This is a genomic window from Chitinophaga sp., from assembly GCF_035538455.1.
Classification (GTDB): Bacteria; Bacteroidota; Bacteroidia; order Chitinophagales; family Chitinophagaceae; genus Chitinophaga.
Window position 1 is genome coordinate 1 of the sequence record NZ_DATLKJ010000157.1, and the last position, 18277, is coordinate 18277.

At 47.2% G+C, this 18277-nt stretch carries 15 protein-coding genes and 1 pseudogene; 13 read left to right on the plus strand and 3 right to left on the minus strand.

Annotation, left to right across the window (positions count from 1 at the left end; translation table 11 throughout):
* Positions 1-52 precede the first annotated feature (52 nt).
* From hemA to VM802_RS19600, 12 genes and pseudogenes are all read left to right on the plus strand, one after another.
* Positions 53-1306 carry a glutamyl-tRNA reductase gene (hemA, locus tag VM802_RS19545; protein ID WP_325533646.1) on the plus strand — a complete coding sequence of 418 codons (1254 nt, stop codon included), beginning with the start codon at positions 53-55 and terminating at the stop codon, positions 1304-1306.
* A 4-nt stretch (positions 1307-1310) separates the two neighbouring features.
* A complete protein-coding gene (gene hemC / locus VM802_RS19550) occupies positions 1311-2234 on the plus strand; it encodes a hydroxymethylbilane synthase (protein WP_325533648.1) in 924 nt (307 codons plus the stop codon).
* On the plus strand, positions 2224-2955 hold the full coding sequence (locus tag VM802_RS19555; protein ID WP_325533650.1) for a uroporphyrinogen-III synthase: 732 nt from the start codon (positions 2224-2226) through the stop codon (positions 2953-2955). The genes hemC and VM802_RS19555 overlap by 11 nt, the downstream gene beginning before the upstream one ends.
* Positions 2956-2960: 5 nt before the next feature.
* Positions 2961-3992, plus strand: a complete 1032-nt coding sequence (gene hemE, locus VM802_RS19560) for a uroporphyrinogen decarboxylase (RefSeq protein ID WP_325533652.1) — start codon at positions 2961-2963, stop codon at positions 3990-3992.
* Between the two features lie 4 nt (positions 3993-3996).
* Positions 3997-4905, plus strand: coding sequence for an oxygen-dependent coproporphyrinogen oxidase (gene hemF / locus VM802_RS19565; protein ID WP_325533654.1), 909 nt, complete (start codon positions 3997-3999; stop codon positions 4903-4905).
* Positions 4906-5060: 155 nt separating this feature from the next.
* Positions 5061-5396 (plus strand): annotated as a pseudogene (locus VM802_RS19570) (four helix bundle protein); the annotation flags it as partial.
* A gap of 34 nt (positions 5397-5430) precedes the next feature.
* The gene (gene hemB / locus VM802_RS19575) at positions 5431-6402 is read left to right on the plus strand and encodes a porphobilinogen synthase (protein WP_325533656.1); all 972 of its coding nucleotides are present in this window, start codon (positions 5431-5433) and stop codon (positions 6400-6402) included.
* Between the two features lie 56 nt (positions 6403-6458).
* A complete protein-coding gene (gene hemL / locus VM802_RS19580; protein ID WP_325533658.1) occupies positions 6459-7745 on the plus strand; it encodes a glutamate-1-semialdehyde 2,1-aminomutase in 1287 nt (428 codons plus the stop codon).
* 126 nt (positions 7746-7871) lie between these two features.
* On the plus strand, positions 7872-8291 hold the full coding sequence (locus VM802_RS19585; RefSeq protein ID WP_325533661.1) for a hypothetical protein: 420 nt from the start codon (positions 7872-7874) through the stop codon (positions 8289-8291).
* Positions 8292-8419: 128 nt separating this feature from the next.
* Complete coding sequence (locus tag VM802_RS19590) at positions 8420-9538, plus strand: efflux RND transporter periplasmic adaptor subunit (RefSeq protein ID WP_325533663.1); 1119 nt, start codon at positions 8420-8422, stop codon at positions 9536-9538.
* A gap of 31 nt (positions 9539-9569) precedes the next feature.
* Positions 9570-12710 carry an efflux RND transporter permease subunit gene (locus VM802_RS19595; protein WP_325533665.1) on the plus strand — a complete coding sequence of 1047 codons (3141 nt, stop codon included), beginning with the start codon at positions 9570-9572 and terminating at the stop codon, positions 12708-12710.
* Positions 12703-14133 carry an efflux transporter outer membrane subunit gene (locus tag VM802_RS19600; protein WP_325533667.1) on the plus strand — a complete coding sequence of 477 codons (1431 nt, stop codon included), beginning with the start codon at positions 12703-12705 and terminating at the stop codon, positions 14131-14133. The genes VM802_RS19595 and VM802_RS19600 overlap by 8 nt, the downstream gene beginning before the upstream one ends.
* Positions 14134-14254: 121 nt before the next feature.
* On the opposite strand, the gene VM802_RS19605 is transcribed toward VM802_RS19600, so the two are convergent.
* Genes VM802_RS19605 through VM802_RS19615 form a run of 3 tightly spaced genes read right to left on the minus strand, consistent with a single transcriptional unit; the run spans position 14255 to position 16640 of the window.
* The gene (locus tag VM802_RS19605) at positions 14255-15052 is read right to left on the minus strand and encodes a carboxylesterase family protein (RefSeq protein WP_325533669.1); all 798 of its coding nucleotides are present in this window, start codon (positions 15050-15052) and stop codon (positions 14255-14257) included.
* 38 nt (positions 15053-15090) lie between these two features.
* Complete coding sequence (locus tag VM802_RS19610) at positions 15091-15888, minus strand: O-methyltransferase (RefSeq protein WP_325533671.1); 798 nt, start codon at positions 15886-15888, stop codon at positions 15091-15093.
* Between the two features lie 14 nt (positions 15889-15902).
* Positions 15903-16640: a glycosyltransferase family 2 protein gene (locus tag VM802_RS19615; RefSeq protein ID WP_325533673.1), complete on the minus strand. Its 738-nt coding sequence runs from the start codon at positions 16638-16640 to the stop codon at positions 15903-15905.
* Positions 16641-16829: 189 nt separating this feature from the next.
* On the opposite strand from VM802_RS19615, the gene VM802_RS19620 reads away from it, so the two are divergent.
* The gene (locus VM802_RS19620) at positions 16830-18149 is read left to right on the plus strand and encodes a hypothetical protein (protein WP_325533675.1); all 1320 of its coding nucleotides are present in this window, start codon (positions 16830-16832) and stop codon (positions 18147-18149) included.
* Positions 18150-18277: the final 128 nt, after the last annotated feature.

Below are 18277 nucleotides of genomic sequence, written 5' to 3' on the forward strand. Positions count from 1 at the left end.
TTTTGTTTGTAGCGTATGAAAGTATTTTTGCACCGGAAGCTTATACAAAAACATGCAGGTCAGTCATTCAAAAGAAATAGCAAATTTTCATATCGTTGGCATCAACTATAAGAAAACAGACGCTGCTATCAGGGGATTATATGCTATCGGCCCGGCCCAATACCAACAACTCCTGGAGCATGCCAGGGGTGTGCAATTAGACGATCTCTTTGTACTCTCCACTTGTAACAGAACAGAAATATATGGCTTCGCGGAAAGTCCCCGCGATCTGCTCCATCTTCTTGGCCGTGTGGCGCACGGCGATCTTCAGCAACTGGAAGAACTGGCTTACGCCAAATCGGGTGAAGATGCCATCAGGCATCTGTACCAGGTAGGTACCGGCCTCGATTCACAGATCCTTGGCGATTATGAAATAATCGGCCAGATACGTAATGCAGCCAGGTTTGCCAAGGCAGAACAAAGCCTGGGCAGCTTCCTCGAAAGACTTGTCAACAGCGTGTTGCAGGTGTCCAAACTGATCAAAACAGAAACAGGGCTCAGTAAAGGCACCGTATCTGTCGCATTTGCGACAGTGAAACTGCTGGAACGTATGTGCCCTGATATCCAGCATAAAAAAATCGTTCTGCTGGGAGTAGGCAAGATTGGCCGTAACACCTGCAAAAACATGATAGAATACCTGGGCGTAAAACACGTAACCCTCATTAACCGCACTATGCAGGTAGCAGAAGACTTTGCCGGTCAACACGGACTTCGCTTTGCTCCCTACGAAAACATGGTGGACGAAATAAGGGATGCAGACGTGATCCTCGTTGCGTCAAATGCACCACAACCCACTGTTCTGACCAGTCACCTTACCGGTACTTCTCCCAAACTCATCATCGACCTTTCCATCCCTTTCAACGTGGAAACAGCCGTTGGCGACCTTCCTCACGTTACCCTTGTGAACGTGGACGAACTCTCCAAAGTACAGGATGAAACCCTGCAGAACAGGTTGGGCGAAGTGCCCAAGGCATTGTCCATCATAGATGAGTACATGAATGAGTTCCTCTACTGGTACAAAATGCGCAAGCATGCCGTGGTGCTGAAAGCCGTAAAAGATAAACTGCACGAGATCCACACCCGCGAGATCCAGCAACAGAAGAACGGCGCTCATTACAAAATGGAAGACATCGAAGCCGTATCTTCCCGCATCATTCAAAAAATGATCAACCTCATGGCAGGCAAAGTACGCAAGGAAACTGACAAAAGCGACCAGTACATCGCCATGATCAATGATATTTTCGAGACCGGAGTTAATCAGGATTAATCAGATGGACAAAGTTATAAGGATAGGTACGAGAGACAGCCAGCTGGCACTGTGGCAGGCACATCAGGTAAACGACCTGCTCAATGCGCAGGGATACAAAACCGAACTCGTTCCTATCAAAAGCGAAGGAGATATCGACCTCGTTACTCCGCTCTATGAAATAGGCGTACAGGGTATCTTCACCAAAAGCCTTGACCTGGCGCTGCTCAATAATCGTATAGACATTGCCGTTCATTCCCTTAAAGACGTTCCTACTCAACTGCCTGCGCAGATCGTACAGGCTGCAATACTGAAACGCGGCCCAGTACAGGATCTGCTGGTATATAAAAACGATGTTGATTTCCTTAGCGATGAAGACTATCCAGCCAACATCGCCACCAGCAGTGTGCGCCGCAGAGCGCAATGGCTGCGCAGGTATCCTCATCATCATATCCACAATCTCCGTGGCAATGTGAACACACGTCTGCAGAAGCTGGCCGCTGAAAACTGGGACGGTGCCATCTTTGCAGCAGCAGGGCTGGAACGCATCAACGTTCGTCCCACCAACTCCATTGATCTCAACTGGATGTTGCCCGCCCCGGCACAGGGCGCCGTAGTAGCCGTTTGCAGGGAAGACGACGCCTTCTGTCTGGAAGCATGTGCCCCCTTCAACGACGACGCCACTGCCCTGACAACTCAAATAGAACGTGAATTCTTACGTACCCTCATGGGTGGTTGCACCACACCCATCAGTGCGTATGCAGAGATAAAAAACAATACCGTACATTTCAACGGCGAGCTTTGCAATCTCGACGGTACCTCTTTTTACAGTACATCCCGCGAGGCACATATAGAACACGCCATAGGCGTAGGTAAAGAAGCCGCACTGGAGATCCTGGCAAAAGGAGGCGATGAAGTTGTAGCACAGATCAGAGGAAATGCCAGATGACAAATACCGCATATTATGCACCAGACCTCTTACAGACAGCCTGTTGGCTGAAGCTGGTGATAGCGGTATCCGTATCGATATACAGGAGTTCATCCAGATAAAATCTTTGCCCTGCAAGGATCTCACCGGTACAGAAAATCTGATCCAGGTATTCGGCGGTAATAAGATCTGCGTATTTACCAGCGCCAATGCGGTAAATATACTCGTAGCATGCTACCTGAACCAGGACAATCACATTTTTCCTGTATCCAACCCGGTAGGCTGCATTGCAGGTAATACCGCAGAACAGGTAAGGACACAGCTCCCTTCATGTAAGATAATTGCTGAAGCGACCTATGGAAAAGATCTCGCAACCGCTATTATCCAATTGGGGAATATACCGGAAGTGAATTTTTTCTGCGGCAACCAACGCCGGGATGAACTACCGGAAACATTAAGGGGCGCCGGCATTATAGTCAACGAATATGTGATATACGGAAACGTGTCCACCCCCGTAGCGATAACAGCGGATTACGACGGAATCATGTTTTTCAGTCCCAGCGCTGTAAAAAGTTTTTTTTCCGCCAACAGCATCAGCAGTAAAACAATCTGCTTTGCCATAGGCACTACCACAGCCGCTTCCCTGAAGGAACATACAAACAACAAAATTATCATCAGCCCTGGCACCAGCCAGGAAAGCATGGTAGAAACAGCTATATTCTATTTTAACAACATCAATTGATACGAATGAGCGCATTGAAGAATGACTTACTGCTGAAGGCTCTTAAAGGAGAAACGGTTTCCCGCACACCTGTATGGATGATGCGCCAGGCAGGCCGTTATCTGCCAGACTACATCAAACTGCGTGATAAATATTCCTTTTTCGAACGTTGCGAAAATCCTGAACTGGCAACAGAGATCACTGTAATGCCGGTAGACCAGGTTGGAGTAGACGCTGCTATTATCTTCTCAGATATTCTGGTAGTTCCTCAGGCTATGGGCATGGAAGTGCAGCTCGTGGAAAAAGTAGGACCACTGCTGCCCAGTCCGGTAAAAGGAGCCGCAGACTTACAGCGTTTATGCGTTCCCGATGTACACGAAAGGTTACATTACGTTTTTGACGCACTGAAGCTCACCAAACAGACACTGGCTGGCCGTGTGCCGCTCATTGGTTTCGCTGGTGCACCCTGGACGCTGCTTTGCTACATGGTGCAGGGCAAAGGTTCCAAAACATTTGATGAAGCAAAAGCATTCTGCTACCAGCAGCCCGCCGTTGCACACCAGCTGTTGCAGATGATCACCGACACATCCATCGCGTATCTGAAAGCACAGGTGGCTGCAGGCGCCGATACCGTGCAGATCTTCGATTCATGGGGCGGTCTGCTCAGTCCGCAGGATTTTGAAACGTTCTCCCTCCATTATATCCGCCAGATAGTGGCAGCCATGAAAGATGTTTGCCCTACTATTATATTTGCCAAAGGCGCCTGGTTTGCACTGGAAGAAATGGCCGCTACCGGCGCACACGGTCTTGGCATAGACTGGTGTATCAAACCCGCGCTGGCACGCCAGTTTGCAGGCAGCAACATTACCTTGCAGGGTAACTTTGATCCGGCAAAACTGCTGGCTCCCATCCCTGAGATTGAGAAAGCAGTGAAACAAATGCTGAAGGATTTCGGTGGGCAGCGTCATATTGCTAACCTGGGCCACGGTATCCTTCCGAATGTACCGGTAGACCATGCCAAAGCATTCGTTGAAACCGTTAAAGCCTATAGTCACTAAGCAGATGAGTATCAAAGATCAGTTCATATCATTTATACATGGCCTCCAGGATGAAATCTGCGCCGCGCTCGAAAAGGCAGACGGCAAGGCCGTTTTCCGTGAAGACCTGTGGGAGCGTCCTGGTGGCGGTGGCGGAAAATCACGCACGATTGCCAATGGTAATGTATTTGAAAAAGGCGGCGTAAGTACGTCCGTCGTGCATGGCGCCCTCCCTGAAGTGATGGCGCAGCAGTTTGGGGTTACCAACAGCAACTTCATGGCTTGCGGCATCTCCCTCGTGATACATCCGCTGAATCCGTTCGTTCCCACTGTACACGCCAACTTCCGTTATTTTGAGCTGTATGATCAGGACGGAAAGCTGAAGGACAGCTGGTTTGGCGGAGGCGCAGACCTTACGCCCTACTACCTGGATGAGCAGGATGGCATACATTTTCATAAGACCTTCAAAGATGCCTGCGATGCTTTTGATAAGGAACTGTATCCGAAATATAAAAAGCACTGCGACGAATATTTCGTGAATAAACACCGCAATAACGAAGCCCGTGGCATTGGCGGTATCTTCTACGATTACCTGCGACCTGATGCCAATACGACGGAGGAACAACTATTCCGCTTCTCGCAGGCTAACGGGAAAGCATTCATGGATGCCTATCTTCCCATAGTAGAAAAAACCAAGCATACCCCTTACACCGAAGCACACCGAAGCTGGCAGGCATATAGGCGCGGGCGTTATGTAGAATTCAATCTCATTCACGACCGGGGTACATTGTTCGGACTGAAAACCAATGGCCGTACAGAGTCTATTTTAATGAGCCTTCCACCAGTAGCCCGTTGGGAATATGATTTCCATCCACAACCCGGAAGCCCGGAAGCACAACTGGTGGAATATCTCAAGCCACGTGATTGGGTGTAAATATTTGGTTATTTTTTTATTTTCATATTTAAATATTTTGATTAAAGCGAAGTAATGATCGTGGAGATCGATTTTGTTGATAGATTTGCTGAAAGCAATTTTGTTAACCCATCCCGATGATCATGAATAAATAGGAATTAAGAGATAGAACCAGGAAATTTCACATTGAAGTAATTAAACTTTGTGAAAAATTGCCCAAAAATATAGCAGCGTATGAAATAGCCAAACAGCTAATTCGCTCGGCGGGTAGCGTAGGTGCTAATTACAGGGCTGTTTGTCTGGCTAAATCGGTAAATGATTTTGTTCATAAAATCAAGATTGTACTGGAAGAAGCCGACGAATCTTTGTATTGGCTGGAAGTCTTGAAAGAAGCCGGTATAATCACAGATTCTCAGATAGAAAAAATACTCAAAGAGGCGAACGAACTGGTACTTATTTTTGACGCCACCAGTAGAACAGCTAAGAACAATTTATTAAAACGAAATAAATAAATTCTCAAAATAGCTACATAAAAAAATAAAAATTATGGTCCGCAGAAACAGAATACTGAGAACATCTCCTGCCATCAGAACAATGGTAGCAGAAACGATATTGAGGCCAGGCGATTTCATTGCCCCCCTGTTTATTACAGAGGGAGAGAATGTGAAAGAAGAGATCAGTTCCATGCCCGGATACTACAGGCATTCACTGGAGCTTACAGTGAAGGAAGCGAAAGAACTGTGGAGTATGGGTATCATGAGTGTATTACTGTTTGTAAAAGCTCCAGACAGCGTAAAAGATAATAAAGGCACAGAGGCTGTAAATCCTAATGGCCTGATGCAGCGCGCTATCAAAGCCATCAAGGATGCCATCCCTGAAATGGTGGTCATGACAGATGTAGCGCTGGACCCTTACTCTTCTTATGGTCACGATGGTATTGTAGAAGGCACTGAAATAGTAAACGACCCTACTGTGGAAGTACTGGCACGTATGAGCCTCAGCCATGCGCAGGCAGGTGCAGACTTCGTGGCCCCCAGCGATATGATGGACGGGCGCATATTGGCCATCCGCAATATCCTGGAACAAAATGGCTTCGTAAAAACAGGTATCATGTCATACAGCGCAAAGTATGCCTCCTGCTTCTACGGCCCTTTCCGCGATGCACTGGATTCTGCTCCCGGCTTCGGCGATAAAAAGACCTATCAGATGGATTACGCCAACTCCCGTGAAGCTATCAAGGAAACACTCATGGATATTGAAGAGGGCGCGGATATTGTAATGGTGAAGCCCGCTATGGCATACCTTGATATTATCCGCATCATCAAAGACCGTACTACCGTTCCCGTTAGTGCCTATCATGTGAGTGGCGAGTATTCAATGATCAAAGCCGCCGCAGAAAGAGGCTGGCTCAATGAAGAGAAAGCAATCATGGAAAGTATGACCAGCCTCAAGCGGGCAGGAGCAGACCTTATTGCTACTTATTTTGCAAAGGACATAGTGAAACTGCTGAATACATAATTAATTATCTTACATCGTCAAAAGAATCAATCACTCAAATTCCTAAATCAATCAGGATGTTCAGCAAAAGTGAAATGTTATTCGGGAGAGCGCAGCAGGTAATACCTGGCGGCGTAAATTCCCCCGTGCGTGCATTCAAAAGTGTAGGCGGCACCCCTGTGTTCATTAAACGTGCCCAGGGCGCTTACATGTATGATGAAGATGGCAACAAATACATCGACTACATCAATTCCTGGGGTCCTATGATCCTGGGCCATGCCTACGAGCCTGTAATAAAGGCTGTGCAGGAATATGCCGCTTACTCCACTTCCTTCGGTGCTCCTACTGAACTGGAGATAAAGATTGCGGAACTGATCGTGAGCATGGTGCCCAACATCGACATGATCCGTATGGTGAACTCTGGTACTGAAGCCTGCATGACAGCCATCAGGCTGGCAAGAGGCTATACCGGCCGCAATAAGTTCATCAAATTTGAAGGTTGCTATCATGGTCATGCTGACGCATTTCTCGTAAGCGCCGGCAGTGGTGTAGCTACACTGGGTATACAGGCTGTCCCTGGCGTCACTACCGGTGTTTCCGGTGATACGCTGGCAGCTCCCTATAATAATCTCCCTGCTGTTGAGCAGCTGGTTGCTGATAATAAAGATGAAATTGCCGCTATCATCGTAGAGCCGGTAGCAGGTAATATGGGCTGTATTCTCCCACAGCCGGGCTTCCTGGAAGGACTGCGTAAAATATGCGACGAAAATGGTATCCTGCTCATATTTGATGAGGTGATGACCGGTTTCCGTCTTGCACGCGGCGGCGCACAGGAACTACTGGGTATCAGGGCAGACCTGGTAACATTCGGTAAGATCATCGGCGCCGGTATGCCGGTGGGTGCAGTGGCTGGCCCCCGTGAAATCATGGAACACCTTGCTCCCGCAGGTAAAGTATACCAGGCAGGTACCCTGAGTGGTAATCCTATCGCAATGATTGCTGGTTACACGCTGCTCGAAACATTGAACAACAACCCGGTAATCTATCAACAGCTGGAAGAAAAAGCAGCTTACCTGGTGAACGGTCTGCGCGAAGCATTCGGCGCTGCGGGGGTTGTGCATCAGATCAATCAGTTGGGATCTATGCTGAGCGCACATTTCACAGAGTATCCTATCATCGGTTTCTCCGGTGCATCTGCAGCTAACAATGAACTGTTCAAACGCTTCTTCCATGCCATGCTGGAGCGCGGCGTATATCTGCCGCCATCTGCATTTGAGAGCTGGTTTATGTGCAACGCTCTCACCAATGAAGAACTCGATGCAACTATCAAAGCTGCGAAATCCGCCATGCAGGCGATCAAATAGTTAACAATTCAATCCTGTGCTGAGTGGTGGGTTGGCTTTTAAGAAAGCCAACCCTTTTTTATTCCATTGACCGGCCATCAAATAATAGAATAACCAAATAGAAAAATAAAACTATTTTTGCGAGGCATGGGCTTGCATTCTAAAATATTGAAGCGTTGGACGTATGTTTGTTTCCTGCTGATCATTCAGCTGGCAACAGGTATACTACCTACCTATGCAGCACATCAGCGACTATATTTCCAGGAGATTAAGGCACGCGAAGCGCGTGAAGACTATCTCGAAAATCTTGTATCAAGGCTGCCTCAGCAACTCGAAGCAGATGACGATACCCCCGATTGTATACACGCCACCAAACATCGCCGTAAGACCCGCTATTATATTAGCGCTTCTTCCCAGCAGTTTAGCATAGCCACCAGGGTAGCCTATATCGATGCCGGTATTGCCCAGAGCTCTTATACTGAAGAAGAAAAAACCGGTGAATATGTCTACCAGAAAGCATTCCGGCCGGCATATTATTCCTTCCTTTTCAGGCTAACTCCTTTCTGAATACAACTTTTCTTACCTACCCGTTTTTTGCTTTTGTAAGATGATCATCTGCGCACCTGCCGCAGAGAAGATCTTGCATGTGTTGTATTCACTTTCCGGCAGCGCCGGAGTAATAATGTTATAAAACTATGCGACTGTATACAGGGATTTATTTATCGCTGAGCGCTCTCTTTATGGCCGGATGTGCCACCAAGGGAGAAAGTACCAATAAAGAAGATTTGAAACCATTACCTGTCACCACATTGGTAGCCCAGGACACCTTGTTGTATCGTGCATACGTTGCCGATATTCAGGCGATGCAGAATGTAGAAATACGTGCCCGCGTAGGCGGTTTTCTGGATAAGATTTATGTAGATGAAGGACAGGAAGTGAAAAAAGGGCAACTGCTCTTCGGTCTCAACGACGCAGAATATTCCGCCGAACTGACCAAAGCCAGGGCCGTACGCAGCAATGCTGTAGCCGAAGCAAAAGCGGCAGAGCTGGAACTTGACCGCGTGAAACTGCTCGTAGAGAAAAAAGTGGTGGCCGCATCCGAACTTGAAGTGGCCAGTGCCCGTCTCGCCGCTGCCCACGCCAAAATAGACGAGGCACGCTCTGCGGAGAGTAATGCGGAAATGCGTCTTTCCTACACCAGCATCCGTGCTCCATTTGATGGTATCATTGATCGCCTTCCGCTGAAAAAAGGAAGCCTTATCAGTGAAGGTACACTCCTGACTACGGTGTCGGACACACGTGATGTGTACGCCTATTTCAATGTATCAGAAACAGAATATCTTCAATATAACAAAGCCCTTGCTAAAGGCAAGAACAGCAACGAGCAGGTCCAGCTGGTGCTGGCTGATGGCAGTGATTATAATCATACCGGTAAAATAGAAACAATGGAAAGCGAATTCGAGGAAAATACCGGATCCATCGCTTTCCGTGCACGTTTCCCGAATCCGGCGAAACTCCTGAAACACGGCGCAAGCGGTAAAGTACGCCTGTCTTCCGAAATGGACAGTGTTGTGATCATCCCGCAGAAAGCCGTGTTTGAGATGCAGGACAAAAACTACGTGTTTATCGTTGATGGCACCAACAAAGTAAGTTTGCGCAGCTTCGTTCCGCAAGCCCGCTTTGCACACTTCTATGTGGTGCAGTCCGGCCTCCGCCCCGGTGAACGCATTGTCTGCGAAGGGGTACGCAATATCCGCGAGGGTATGCACATCGCACCAAGACCCGTTTCTATGGATAGTTTACTGAGAATATAATCACACTGCTTATTAGCTGAAATCAGGACCAATGTTTGAAACGTTTATAAAACGACCGGTGCTATCACTGGTCATATCGCTTATTATCACACTGGTAGGGCTGTTGGCCTTGTTCACGCTGCCCGTTACCCAGTTCCCGGATATCGTTCCGCCTTCTGTTACAGTTACAGCAAAATACACCGGCGCCAATGCCGAAGTGGCTGCAAAAGCGGTATCTATTCCACTGGAACGTGCTATCAACGGCGTTCCGGGCATGACTTATATGTCGTCCGTATCCAGTAATGATGGCATCACCGTCATACAGGTATTCTTCCAGGTAGGAACTGACCCCGATCAGGCCGCCGTGAACGTACAGAACCGCGTAGCTACCATCATTGATGAGCTGCCCGAAGAAGTAATCAAAGCAGGTGTAACCACCGAAAAAGAGGTGAACAGTATGCTGCTCTACCTCAATATCATGAGTGAAGACACCACGCTGAATGAACAGTTCATCTACAACTTTGCAGACATCAACGTACTGCAGGAACTGAAACGTATTGACGGCGTAGGCCGTGCTGAGATCATGGGCGCCAAGGAATACGCCATGCGCGTATGGCTCAGGCCAGATCGTATGCTCGCATATAAAGTTTCAGCCGATGAAGTGATTACCGCCATCCGCAAACAGAATATAGAAGCGGCCCCTGGTAAAACCGGCGAAAGCTCTGATAAGGATCCCCGCATGCTGCAATATGTACTGCGTTACACCGGTAAGTTCTTTGAACCAGATCAATACAAACAAATTGTATTACGTGCCGGCAACGACGGATCGGTACTGCATCTCAAAGATGTCGCTGACGTAGAGTTTGGATCACTCACTTACAGCATGGTGTCTAAAACAGATGGTAAACCATCGGCCTCCATCATGCTCAAACAAAGGCCAGGCTCCAATGCCCGGGATGTTATCAATAATGTGAAGACGAAGATGGAGGAAATGAAAAACACCTCTTTCCCTCCTGGCATGACTTATAACTTCAACTACGACGTATCACGCTTCCTGGATGCCTCTATTCATGAAGTGGTGAGAACTTTGTTTGAAGCCTTCCTCCTGGTATTTATCGTAGTATTTATCTTCCTGCAGGACTTCCGCTCAACACTGATACCTGCACTGGCTGTACCCGTGGCACTTATCGGAACGCTGGCGTTTATGCAGATGATGGGCTTCTCTATCAACCTCCTCACCTTATTCGCACTAGTACTCGCCATTGGTATTGTGGTGGATAACGCCATTGTAGTAGTAGAAGCAGTGCATGTAAAAATGAGCGAAGAACACCTGCCACCCATGGAAGCCACCATTGCAGCCATGAAGGAAATCAGCGGCGCACTGGTCGCTATTACGCTCGTAATGTCAGCCGTGTTTATACCTGTGGCCTTCCTCTCCGGTCCAGTGGGCGTATTCTACCGCCAATTCTCGCTCACACTCGCCATTTCCATTGTTATATCCGGTATCAATGCAGTAACGTTAACCCCTGCACTCTGCGCCATCATGTTGAAAAACACACATGGCAAATCAGGCAAAAAGACGCTACTGCAACGGTTGTTCACTGGTTTCAACAAAGGCTATACTGCAACGGAAAACAAATACGCCAAACTGGTGGGCTTCATTGCCGGCAGAAAACTGCTTACATTGATAACGCTCGTATTCTTCTTTGCCGCAACCTGGGGTATCAGTGCCATTCTTCCCTCCGGCTTCATTCCTACTGAGGACCAGGGTATGATATATGTAAATGTCACCACACCTCCCGGCGCTACAGTCGAGCGTACTGAAGAAGTGTTGGATCAGATACAACAGATTGCAGCGCAGCTGGATGAAGTGGAGTCCGTATCCACACTGGCCGGTTACAGCCTCGTGAACGAAGTGGCCGGCGCATCTTACGGTATGGGCATGATAAACCTCAAACCATGGGATGAACGCAAAGCATCTGTGCAGGATATTATCGCGCGGCTACAAAAACTGAGCGCTTCCGTTGCTGATGCTGGCATCGAGTTCTTCCCGCCGCCAACAGTACCGGGCTTCGGTAACTCAAGCGGATTTGAACTGCGACTCCTGGACCGCAGTGGTAACGGTGATCTGCGGCAGACTGCCCAAACTACCAACAACTTCATCGAGGCGCTAAAGAAAAGACCCGAAATAGGAAGTGCTTTCACCAGCTTTGATGCAGCCTTCCCTCAGTATCTCATTCACGTGGATCAGGCCATGGCCGCCAAAAAAGGTGTCAGCATCGAAAACGCCATGAGCAACCTGCAAACACTAATGGGCAGCTTCTATGCATCCAACTTCATCCGCTTCGGACAGATGTATAAAGTAATGGTACAAGCCGATCCACAATACCGCTCAAAGCCGGAAGATCTGCTACATCTCTACGTAAAGAACGACGGCGGCGAAATGGTATCATACTCCGACTTCGTGCAACTGGAACGAGTATATGGACCTGAGCAGCTGACCCGCTATAATATGTACACCGCCGCCATGATTAACGGTGACGCTAAGCCTGGATACAGCAGTAGCCAGGCCATCCAGGCTGTACAGGAAGTAGCAGCTAGGGAGCTGCCTCGCGGCTACAGTTACGAGTGGAGCGGCATGACGCGCGAACAGATTCTCTCAGGCAACCAGGCAGTATATATCTTTATCATCGTACTGGTGTTTGTATACCTCCTGCTGGCCGCACAGTACGAGAGCTTCCTGTTGCCGCTGCCGGTGCTGCTTTCTCTGCCGGCCGGTATCTTCGGCGCTTTTCTTTCGCTGAAATTGCTTGGCCTCGAAAACAACATCTATGCACAGGTAGCACTGGTAATGCTGGTGGGGCTGCTAGGCAAAAATGCCATCCTCATCGTGGAATTTGCCATCCTGAAAAACAAGCATGGCTCAGGCATCCTCGAAGCGGCTATAGAAGGCGCAGTATCACGGCTACGCCCCATTCTTATGACCTCCTTTGCCTTCATCGCCGGTCTGATCCCCCTGTGTATCGCCTCCGGTGCTGGCGCCATGGGTAACCGTTCCATTGGTACGGCCGCTGCAGGCGGCATGCTTATCGGTACCATCTTCGGCATACTAATCATACCCGGGCTATACGTGTTGTTTGCTTCCATGATCAGGAAGAAAAAGGTTGAATTAAAAGCTTACACCAATGAATAAACGAATATATCAATATGCCCTCTGCGCCACGCTGCTAACGGGAGCTGCTGCCTGCTCCACACAAAAGGAGATGCTGCTTCCACAGCGGATAACCGTTCCCGTTAATAACGGCATGCCGGGCGACACATTGTCGCTTGCCAATTTCAAAGAGGTATTCAATGATCCGTATCTTACCCGTCTTATAGACAGTGCATTGCACAACAACTTCGACTTGCTCTCGGCCTCACAGCGCATTGCCACAGCACAAGCCAACCTGATGATGGCGCGCCATGCATGGATGCCGTCTCTCAACCTTGCACTGTCTGCAGGAGTGGACCGCTACGGTGATTATACCCTTAATGGCGTGGGCAACTACGATACCAATCTGTCGCCCAACATCGATAAAGACCAGAAGATCCCGGGCCCTACGCCCGAATATTTTGCCGGGCTCAGAAGCTCCTGGGAACTTGATCTCTGGGGCAAGCTGAGGCAGCAAAGTAAAGCCGCCTATGCACGCTTTCTTGCGGGTACACAGGGACGCAGGCTGCTTGCCACCCAGGTGGTAGCCGGTGTGGCGGGTCTATATTATGAGTTGCAGGCAATGGACAGTGAGCTGGCTATCATCCGCCGCAACATCAAATTACAGGAAGCTGCGGTAGCAACAGTGAATATACAGAAGACCGCAGGCCGCGCCACTGAGTTGGCCGTTCAACAGTTTACCGCACAACTGCTAAGTACGCAGGCACTGGAATATGGTGTTAAGCAGGAAATAACATCACTGGAAAACCAACTCAATGCATTACTGGGAAGGCTTCCTCAGCCCGTTCAGCGTTCCGCTCCAGCTGATAAGCAACTGGTATCGGGCATCGTGAAAAGCGGTATTCCTTCGGGGCTGCTGTTGCAACGACCCGATATTCAGCGTGCGGAGCTGGAACTGGCCGCCGCCGATGCAGATGTGAAAGCCGCCAGGGCAGCGTTCTTACCCTCGCTTACCATTACACCCTACGCAGGCTTCAATGCATTCAAAGCCGGGTTACTATTTCAGTCTCCAGCTTCTATTGCATGGGGAGTGGTTGGTAATCTCACCGCACCGATATTCAACAAAAAACAGCTGAAAGGACAGTTCAATATCTCCAAAGCGACCGCCTACACAGCGTTTTATGATTATCAGCAAGCTATTGTAAATGGTTACCAGGAAGTAGCCACCGCGCTGAATAAAGTAGATAATCAACAACAGGCCTATCAATTGAAGACCAAAGAAGTACAGGTATTACAGGAAGGAGTAGCTACGGCAAACATACTGTTCACAACTGGTTATGCCAACTATCTTGAAGTCATTACAGCGCAGAAAAATGTGCTGGAAGCCGAACTGACATTAGTAACCACTCGCCGGAATATATACCAGGGGCTGGTTTCACTGTACCGTTCTTTAGGTGGACAATAATTGCAATTATCCGGACTGTGACTTATCTGATTTTCCTGATGAGTGAAGATCAATCAAACTATATTAGTTATCATTGATCTTCACTCATCAGGAAAATCAGCATAATCACATAAATCACAGTCTACTTCCTGTTCGAGAACAACCATTTCATCAATCCGGGTTCTACAAATACATTATCCCAACTGTTATGCCCCACGCCCGGGTATTCTGTATATTTTACATTGGCGCCCAGCTCTTTCAGTCTCGTATTGTAAGCTCTCGAAGCTTCTACAGGCACTACAGGATCAGCATCTCCATGAAAGATCCAGATAGGTACTTTCTTTGCAAATCGGTCAGCAGCAGCTGAATTACCTGCGCCACAAATAGGGAAAGCCGCTGCAAATATCTCAGGATGCGTGGTGATCATATAAAACGTACCCATTCCTCCCAGTGATAATCCTCCGATATAGATACGCCTGTTGTCGATCTTGCCCGAATTGCGCAGACTATCAATCAGTTTCAGTAAAGCGGCTGCAGGCCTGGTAGGCGCCCCTTCTATGGGGAAGTCTGCCTGAATAATCTTGCCGGTAGCGCTGTCGTGTTTGATATGCATGGGCGCCCAGGTGGCGCCAGGCGGACATTGAGGAAACAATACGTAAGCCTGATAACGATCACGGATACTGTCGCGCAGAAACATTTCTCCGCCGTGCAACAGTTGTGCATTGTTATCCCAGCCTCTTTCTCCTGCGCCATGCAGGAAGATGATCAGCGGGTACTTTTTATGAATGTCATGATTGGTGGGCTTCAGCAGACGGTATCTAAGGCTGTCGCCGTTATTACTGATGAACAGTTCGTTGCTGTAGGTACTCATGTCCTGTCCGTTGGTGGTAAGGGTAAGTGCGAGCAGACAGCAGAAAACAAGAATTTTCAGCGGATACATAAACGGGAATTTATTTCCCCTAATATACTATCTCTGCATCAGTATTTCAGGGTAAAATGCTGCTTCACTTTAAAGTCTTTGCGGAAGAATACCAGCCCGATAAAGAAGAGATCGATGGTCATCGTTACCTGCGGATGCTCCTGTATGGTGTGCCAGGCAGCTTCCATGCCAGGGGTCCAGTGGATGTCGTCAAAAACTAAGACAGAATATTCGTCCGCGAAGCGGATACATTGCTCAAAATAAGCCAGGGTAGGCTCTTCGCGGTGGTTTCCGTCAATATAAACCAAATCCACGAGCTGCATTTGTTTCAACACATCCGGCAATACGGTATCAAAGTTACCGGTTACCTGGGTGATATTACTGACATGAAGGGCCTCAAAATTTTTGGCAGCACGGGCGGCAATATTAGGGCATCCTTCAATAGTGTAGATACTGGCATTGGGAGCGGCCTTGGCCATATAAGCTGTTGAAAGCCCCATGGAAGTGCCTAATTCAAGGATTCTTTTAGGTTGCAGGTATTGTATAAGGCGATAAAACAGCTGCCCGAATTTAGGTTGTTTGGCCGCATAGCGTGTAATATCACTTACCTTCCGTTCATTCCCCGAAGATACTAATGAGCCAGCCCCAAGATCAGTCACCTGCAATGTCTCTTTGCTGGCCAGAAGCTGGCTGCGCAGGTTTTCTATTTCGTGGAAAGCCGCATGCTGCCGCTTATCTCTCAACACTTCCTCAATCAGCGAAAACACAAACGGAGAATGCACATCATGACGATTGCCTGCTGTAAAATAATACCGCAGGTACTTACTGGCTAATTTATATTGCTGGGCTAAACTCACCGGCTAAACGAAATTTAATAGATCTTTCCCTTAATAATACCCCACTTGTGTAAACGGTGCTGGAGCGATACCCTTAGTACTCCCAGGCCATAAATAGCGCTACGCTTGAAGTTGATACTGGAAGCCTCATCGAAATACTTTGTAGGACAAGTGATCTCAGCTATTTCATATCCTTTCATGAATATCTGAGATACCATTTCATTGTCAAACACAAAATCATCATTATCAGCCATATAATCGATATTACGCAATACTTCAGCTGAGAATGTTCTGTAACCGGTATGGTACTCGCTCAATTTCTGCCCTATCAGAATATTTTGGAACAGTGTGAGACATCGGTTAAAGACATATTTATACATCGGCATCCCTCCCTTCAAAGCGCCTTTACCCAGGATCCTTGAACCAAACACCACCGGGTAAACGCCGTTGGCAATGATACTGCACATGGCAGTGATCAATTGTGGTGTGTATTGATAATCAGGGTGCAGCATTACTACGATATCTGCCCCTAGTTCAAGTGCTTTGTTATAACAGGACTTCTGGTTACCACCATACCCTTTGTTATCATCATGCCTGATCAGGTGTTTAATACCGAGCTTTCTGCCAACCTCAATAGTATCATCCTTACTGGCATCATCTACCAGTACCACATCGTCAACTATTTCGAAAGGTATCTCCTTGTACGTTTGTTCTAGCGTAAGGGCTGCATTATAGGCAGGTAACACTACTACAATCTTCTTGTCTTTCAGCATGACTGTATTTAGATAAATTTTGGCCACAAAGGTAAGTTACCTGATGACAATTCAAAATATATTGCGGGAATCGGCCACTATACCACTTATCATGATTTAAAATTAACTGTTATTAATTATTTATCTTTGCCTCTTGATGTTTTTGGCATCATATTTTCTTAAATTTTTGTTAACAAAAGCACAAGGAACATGTTAAGACACCTACCAACGGAAATGAAGCATGGTAAAAGCCTGAGCGCTCAGTCCAGCCCTCCATTACCGTTAGTACAGCCAATCGGAAAGCCCAGATCATTCAGATGGATCAAAATGCTGGCAGCACCATTTGTTCTTTTACTGACGTTCCAGGCTGCACATGCGCAGGAGCCTGAAATTAAGTCCATTACTATCAAAACACAGGACACTACCATCAAAAAACTGGTGGAAGAAATGCAGCGGATCACTGACAATGACAAAACTAACTCCAACGCCATTCAGGCACTGCTGCAGGGTAAAGAAATAGATAACATCAGCAAGTACGAGCTTATCAAAAATAATATCGTTAATGCCAGCGAGACCTACTACCTGCTGAATAAAAAAATTATCGATCTCAAATCCCGTACTACCACCAACAACCTCGACGTATTCATCACCTCCCTGAACAACCCGGAAAGTAAAGCACTGGGCTTTTCACTGAGCGACCGTATCGTAGAGTTGGTAGAGAAAATCATCCTGAAAAATAAATCAGATAAGGGGGAGAAAAATTCCAAGATCGTGGAATCCACCAAATCTATTATCAATAGCCCGATTTTCCAGAGCTTTACATCGCTCACCCCTCCCCTGGCCATTGCCAATTCAGTAATGAACTTCCTGCACAGCGTGAGTGTGAACAACAAACAGATCAATCAGAAATCATTACAAGACTTTGAAAAGGAACTGAACAAATATGTAGTGTATTACACTGCCTTGAATGATGCCAATCAAAAATTTGAATATGGCCTCAATTTCAATAAAGATCAGCTAAGCCTTCTGCAGGACAACCTGTTTGATCACCTGTCTTTTACCACCACTTCGCTCAAGTTCCCGTCACCACAGAAAAGCAATAAACCGCTGAGTCAGACTATGAACGAATATTTCTACGATTTCAAGAAAGAAAAAGTAGTAGATTATTTCAGTCAGCTGGAAACAAAGTATACCAAGAACAAACGCATAGATTACGAATCACTGCTGCGCGAAAATCCAAACCTGAAGGAAGTAAACAACCAGCTGGAAGACCTGGTGTTACAAACTAAACGTTTCGAAAATCTCTATAATGAATATTTCACCCTGCTGGATTCCTACTACGGCAAAGTAAATAACTCGCTGAAAATAGCGCAGGACAACGGTCTTGCAGACAAGAGCATCATTGAAGGCAAACAGAATGAATTCCGTTCGCTCAAAACAGATGCTGTACAGGAGATACAGGCTTCCATCAATATCAGAGAACTATATACCAACACAGAAAAAATCAAATACCGATACAGGATATTTTGATATCTATTTATTTAGGTATTTAGATATTTAAAATGCAGCGAAGATTGACATTTGAAGAGTTGATATATTAAATATCTGTCTCTAAATGTCAATCTTCGCTGCATTTTAAATATCTAAATACCTAAATA

Excerpts from the sequence above, each read along its gene's own strand:
- VM802_RS19590 (WP_325533663.1), top strand. The coding sequence starts at position 8,420 with ATGCGACTGTATACAGGGATTTATTTATCGCTGAGCGCTCTCTTTATG.
- VM802_RS19605 (WP_325533669.1), bottom strand. The coding sequence starts at position 15,052 with ATGTATCCGCTGAAAATTCTTGTTTTCTGCTGTCTGCTCGCACTTACC.
- hemL (WP_325533658.1), top strand. The coding sequence starts at position 6,459 with ATGTTCAGCAAAAGTGAAATGTTATTCGGGAGAGCGCAGCAGGTAATA.
- hemA (WP_325533646.1), top strand. The coding sequence starts at position 53 with ATGCAGGTCAGTCATTCAAAAGAAATAGCAAATTTTCATATCGTTGGC.
- VM802_RS19585 (WP_325533661.1), top strand. The coding sequence starts at position 7,872 with ATGGGCTTGCATTCTAAAATATTGAAGCGTTGGACGTATGTTTGTTTC.
- VM802_RS19595 (WP_325533665.1), top strand. The coding sequence starts at position 9,570 with ATGTTTGAAACGTTTATAAAACGACCGGTGCTATCACTGGTCATATCG.
- VM802_RS19620 (WP_325533675.1), top strand. The coding sequence starts at position 16,830 with ATGTTAAGACACCTACCAACGGAAATGAAGCATGGTAAAAGCCTGAGC.
- VM802_RS19615 (WP_325533673.1), bottom strand. The coding sequence starts at position 16,640 with ATGCTGAAAGACAAGAAGATTGTAGTAGTGTTACCTGCCTATAATGCA.
- hemC (WP_325533648.1), top strand. The coding sequence starts at position 1,311 with ATGGACAAAGTTATAAGGATAGGTACGAGAGACAGCCAGCTGGCACTG.
- VM802_RS19600 (WP_325533667.1), top strand. The coding sequence starts at position 12,703 with ATGAATAAACGAATATATCAATATGCCCTCTGCGCCACGCTGCTAACG.
- hemB (WP_325533656.1), top strand. The coding sequence starts at position 5,431 with ATGGTCCGCAGAAACAGAATACTGAGAACATCTCCTGCCATCAGAACA.
- VM802_RS19555 (WP_325533650.1), top strand. The coding sequence starts at position 2,224 with ATGCCAGATGACAAATACCGCATATTATGCACCAGACCTCTTACAGAC.
- hemF (WP_325533654.1), top strand. The coding sequence starts at position 3,997 with ATGAGTATCAAAGATCAGTTCATATCATTTATACATGGCCTCCAGGAT.
- hemE (WP_325533652.1), top strand. The coding sequence starts at position 2,961 with ATGAGCGCATTGAAGAATGACTTACTGCTGAAGGCTCTTAAAGGAGAA.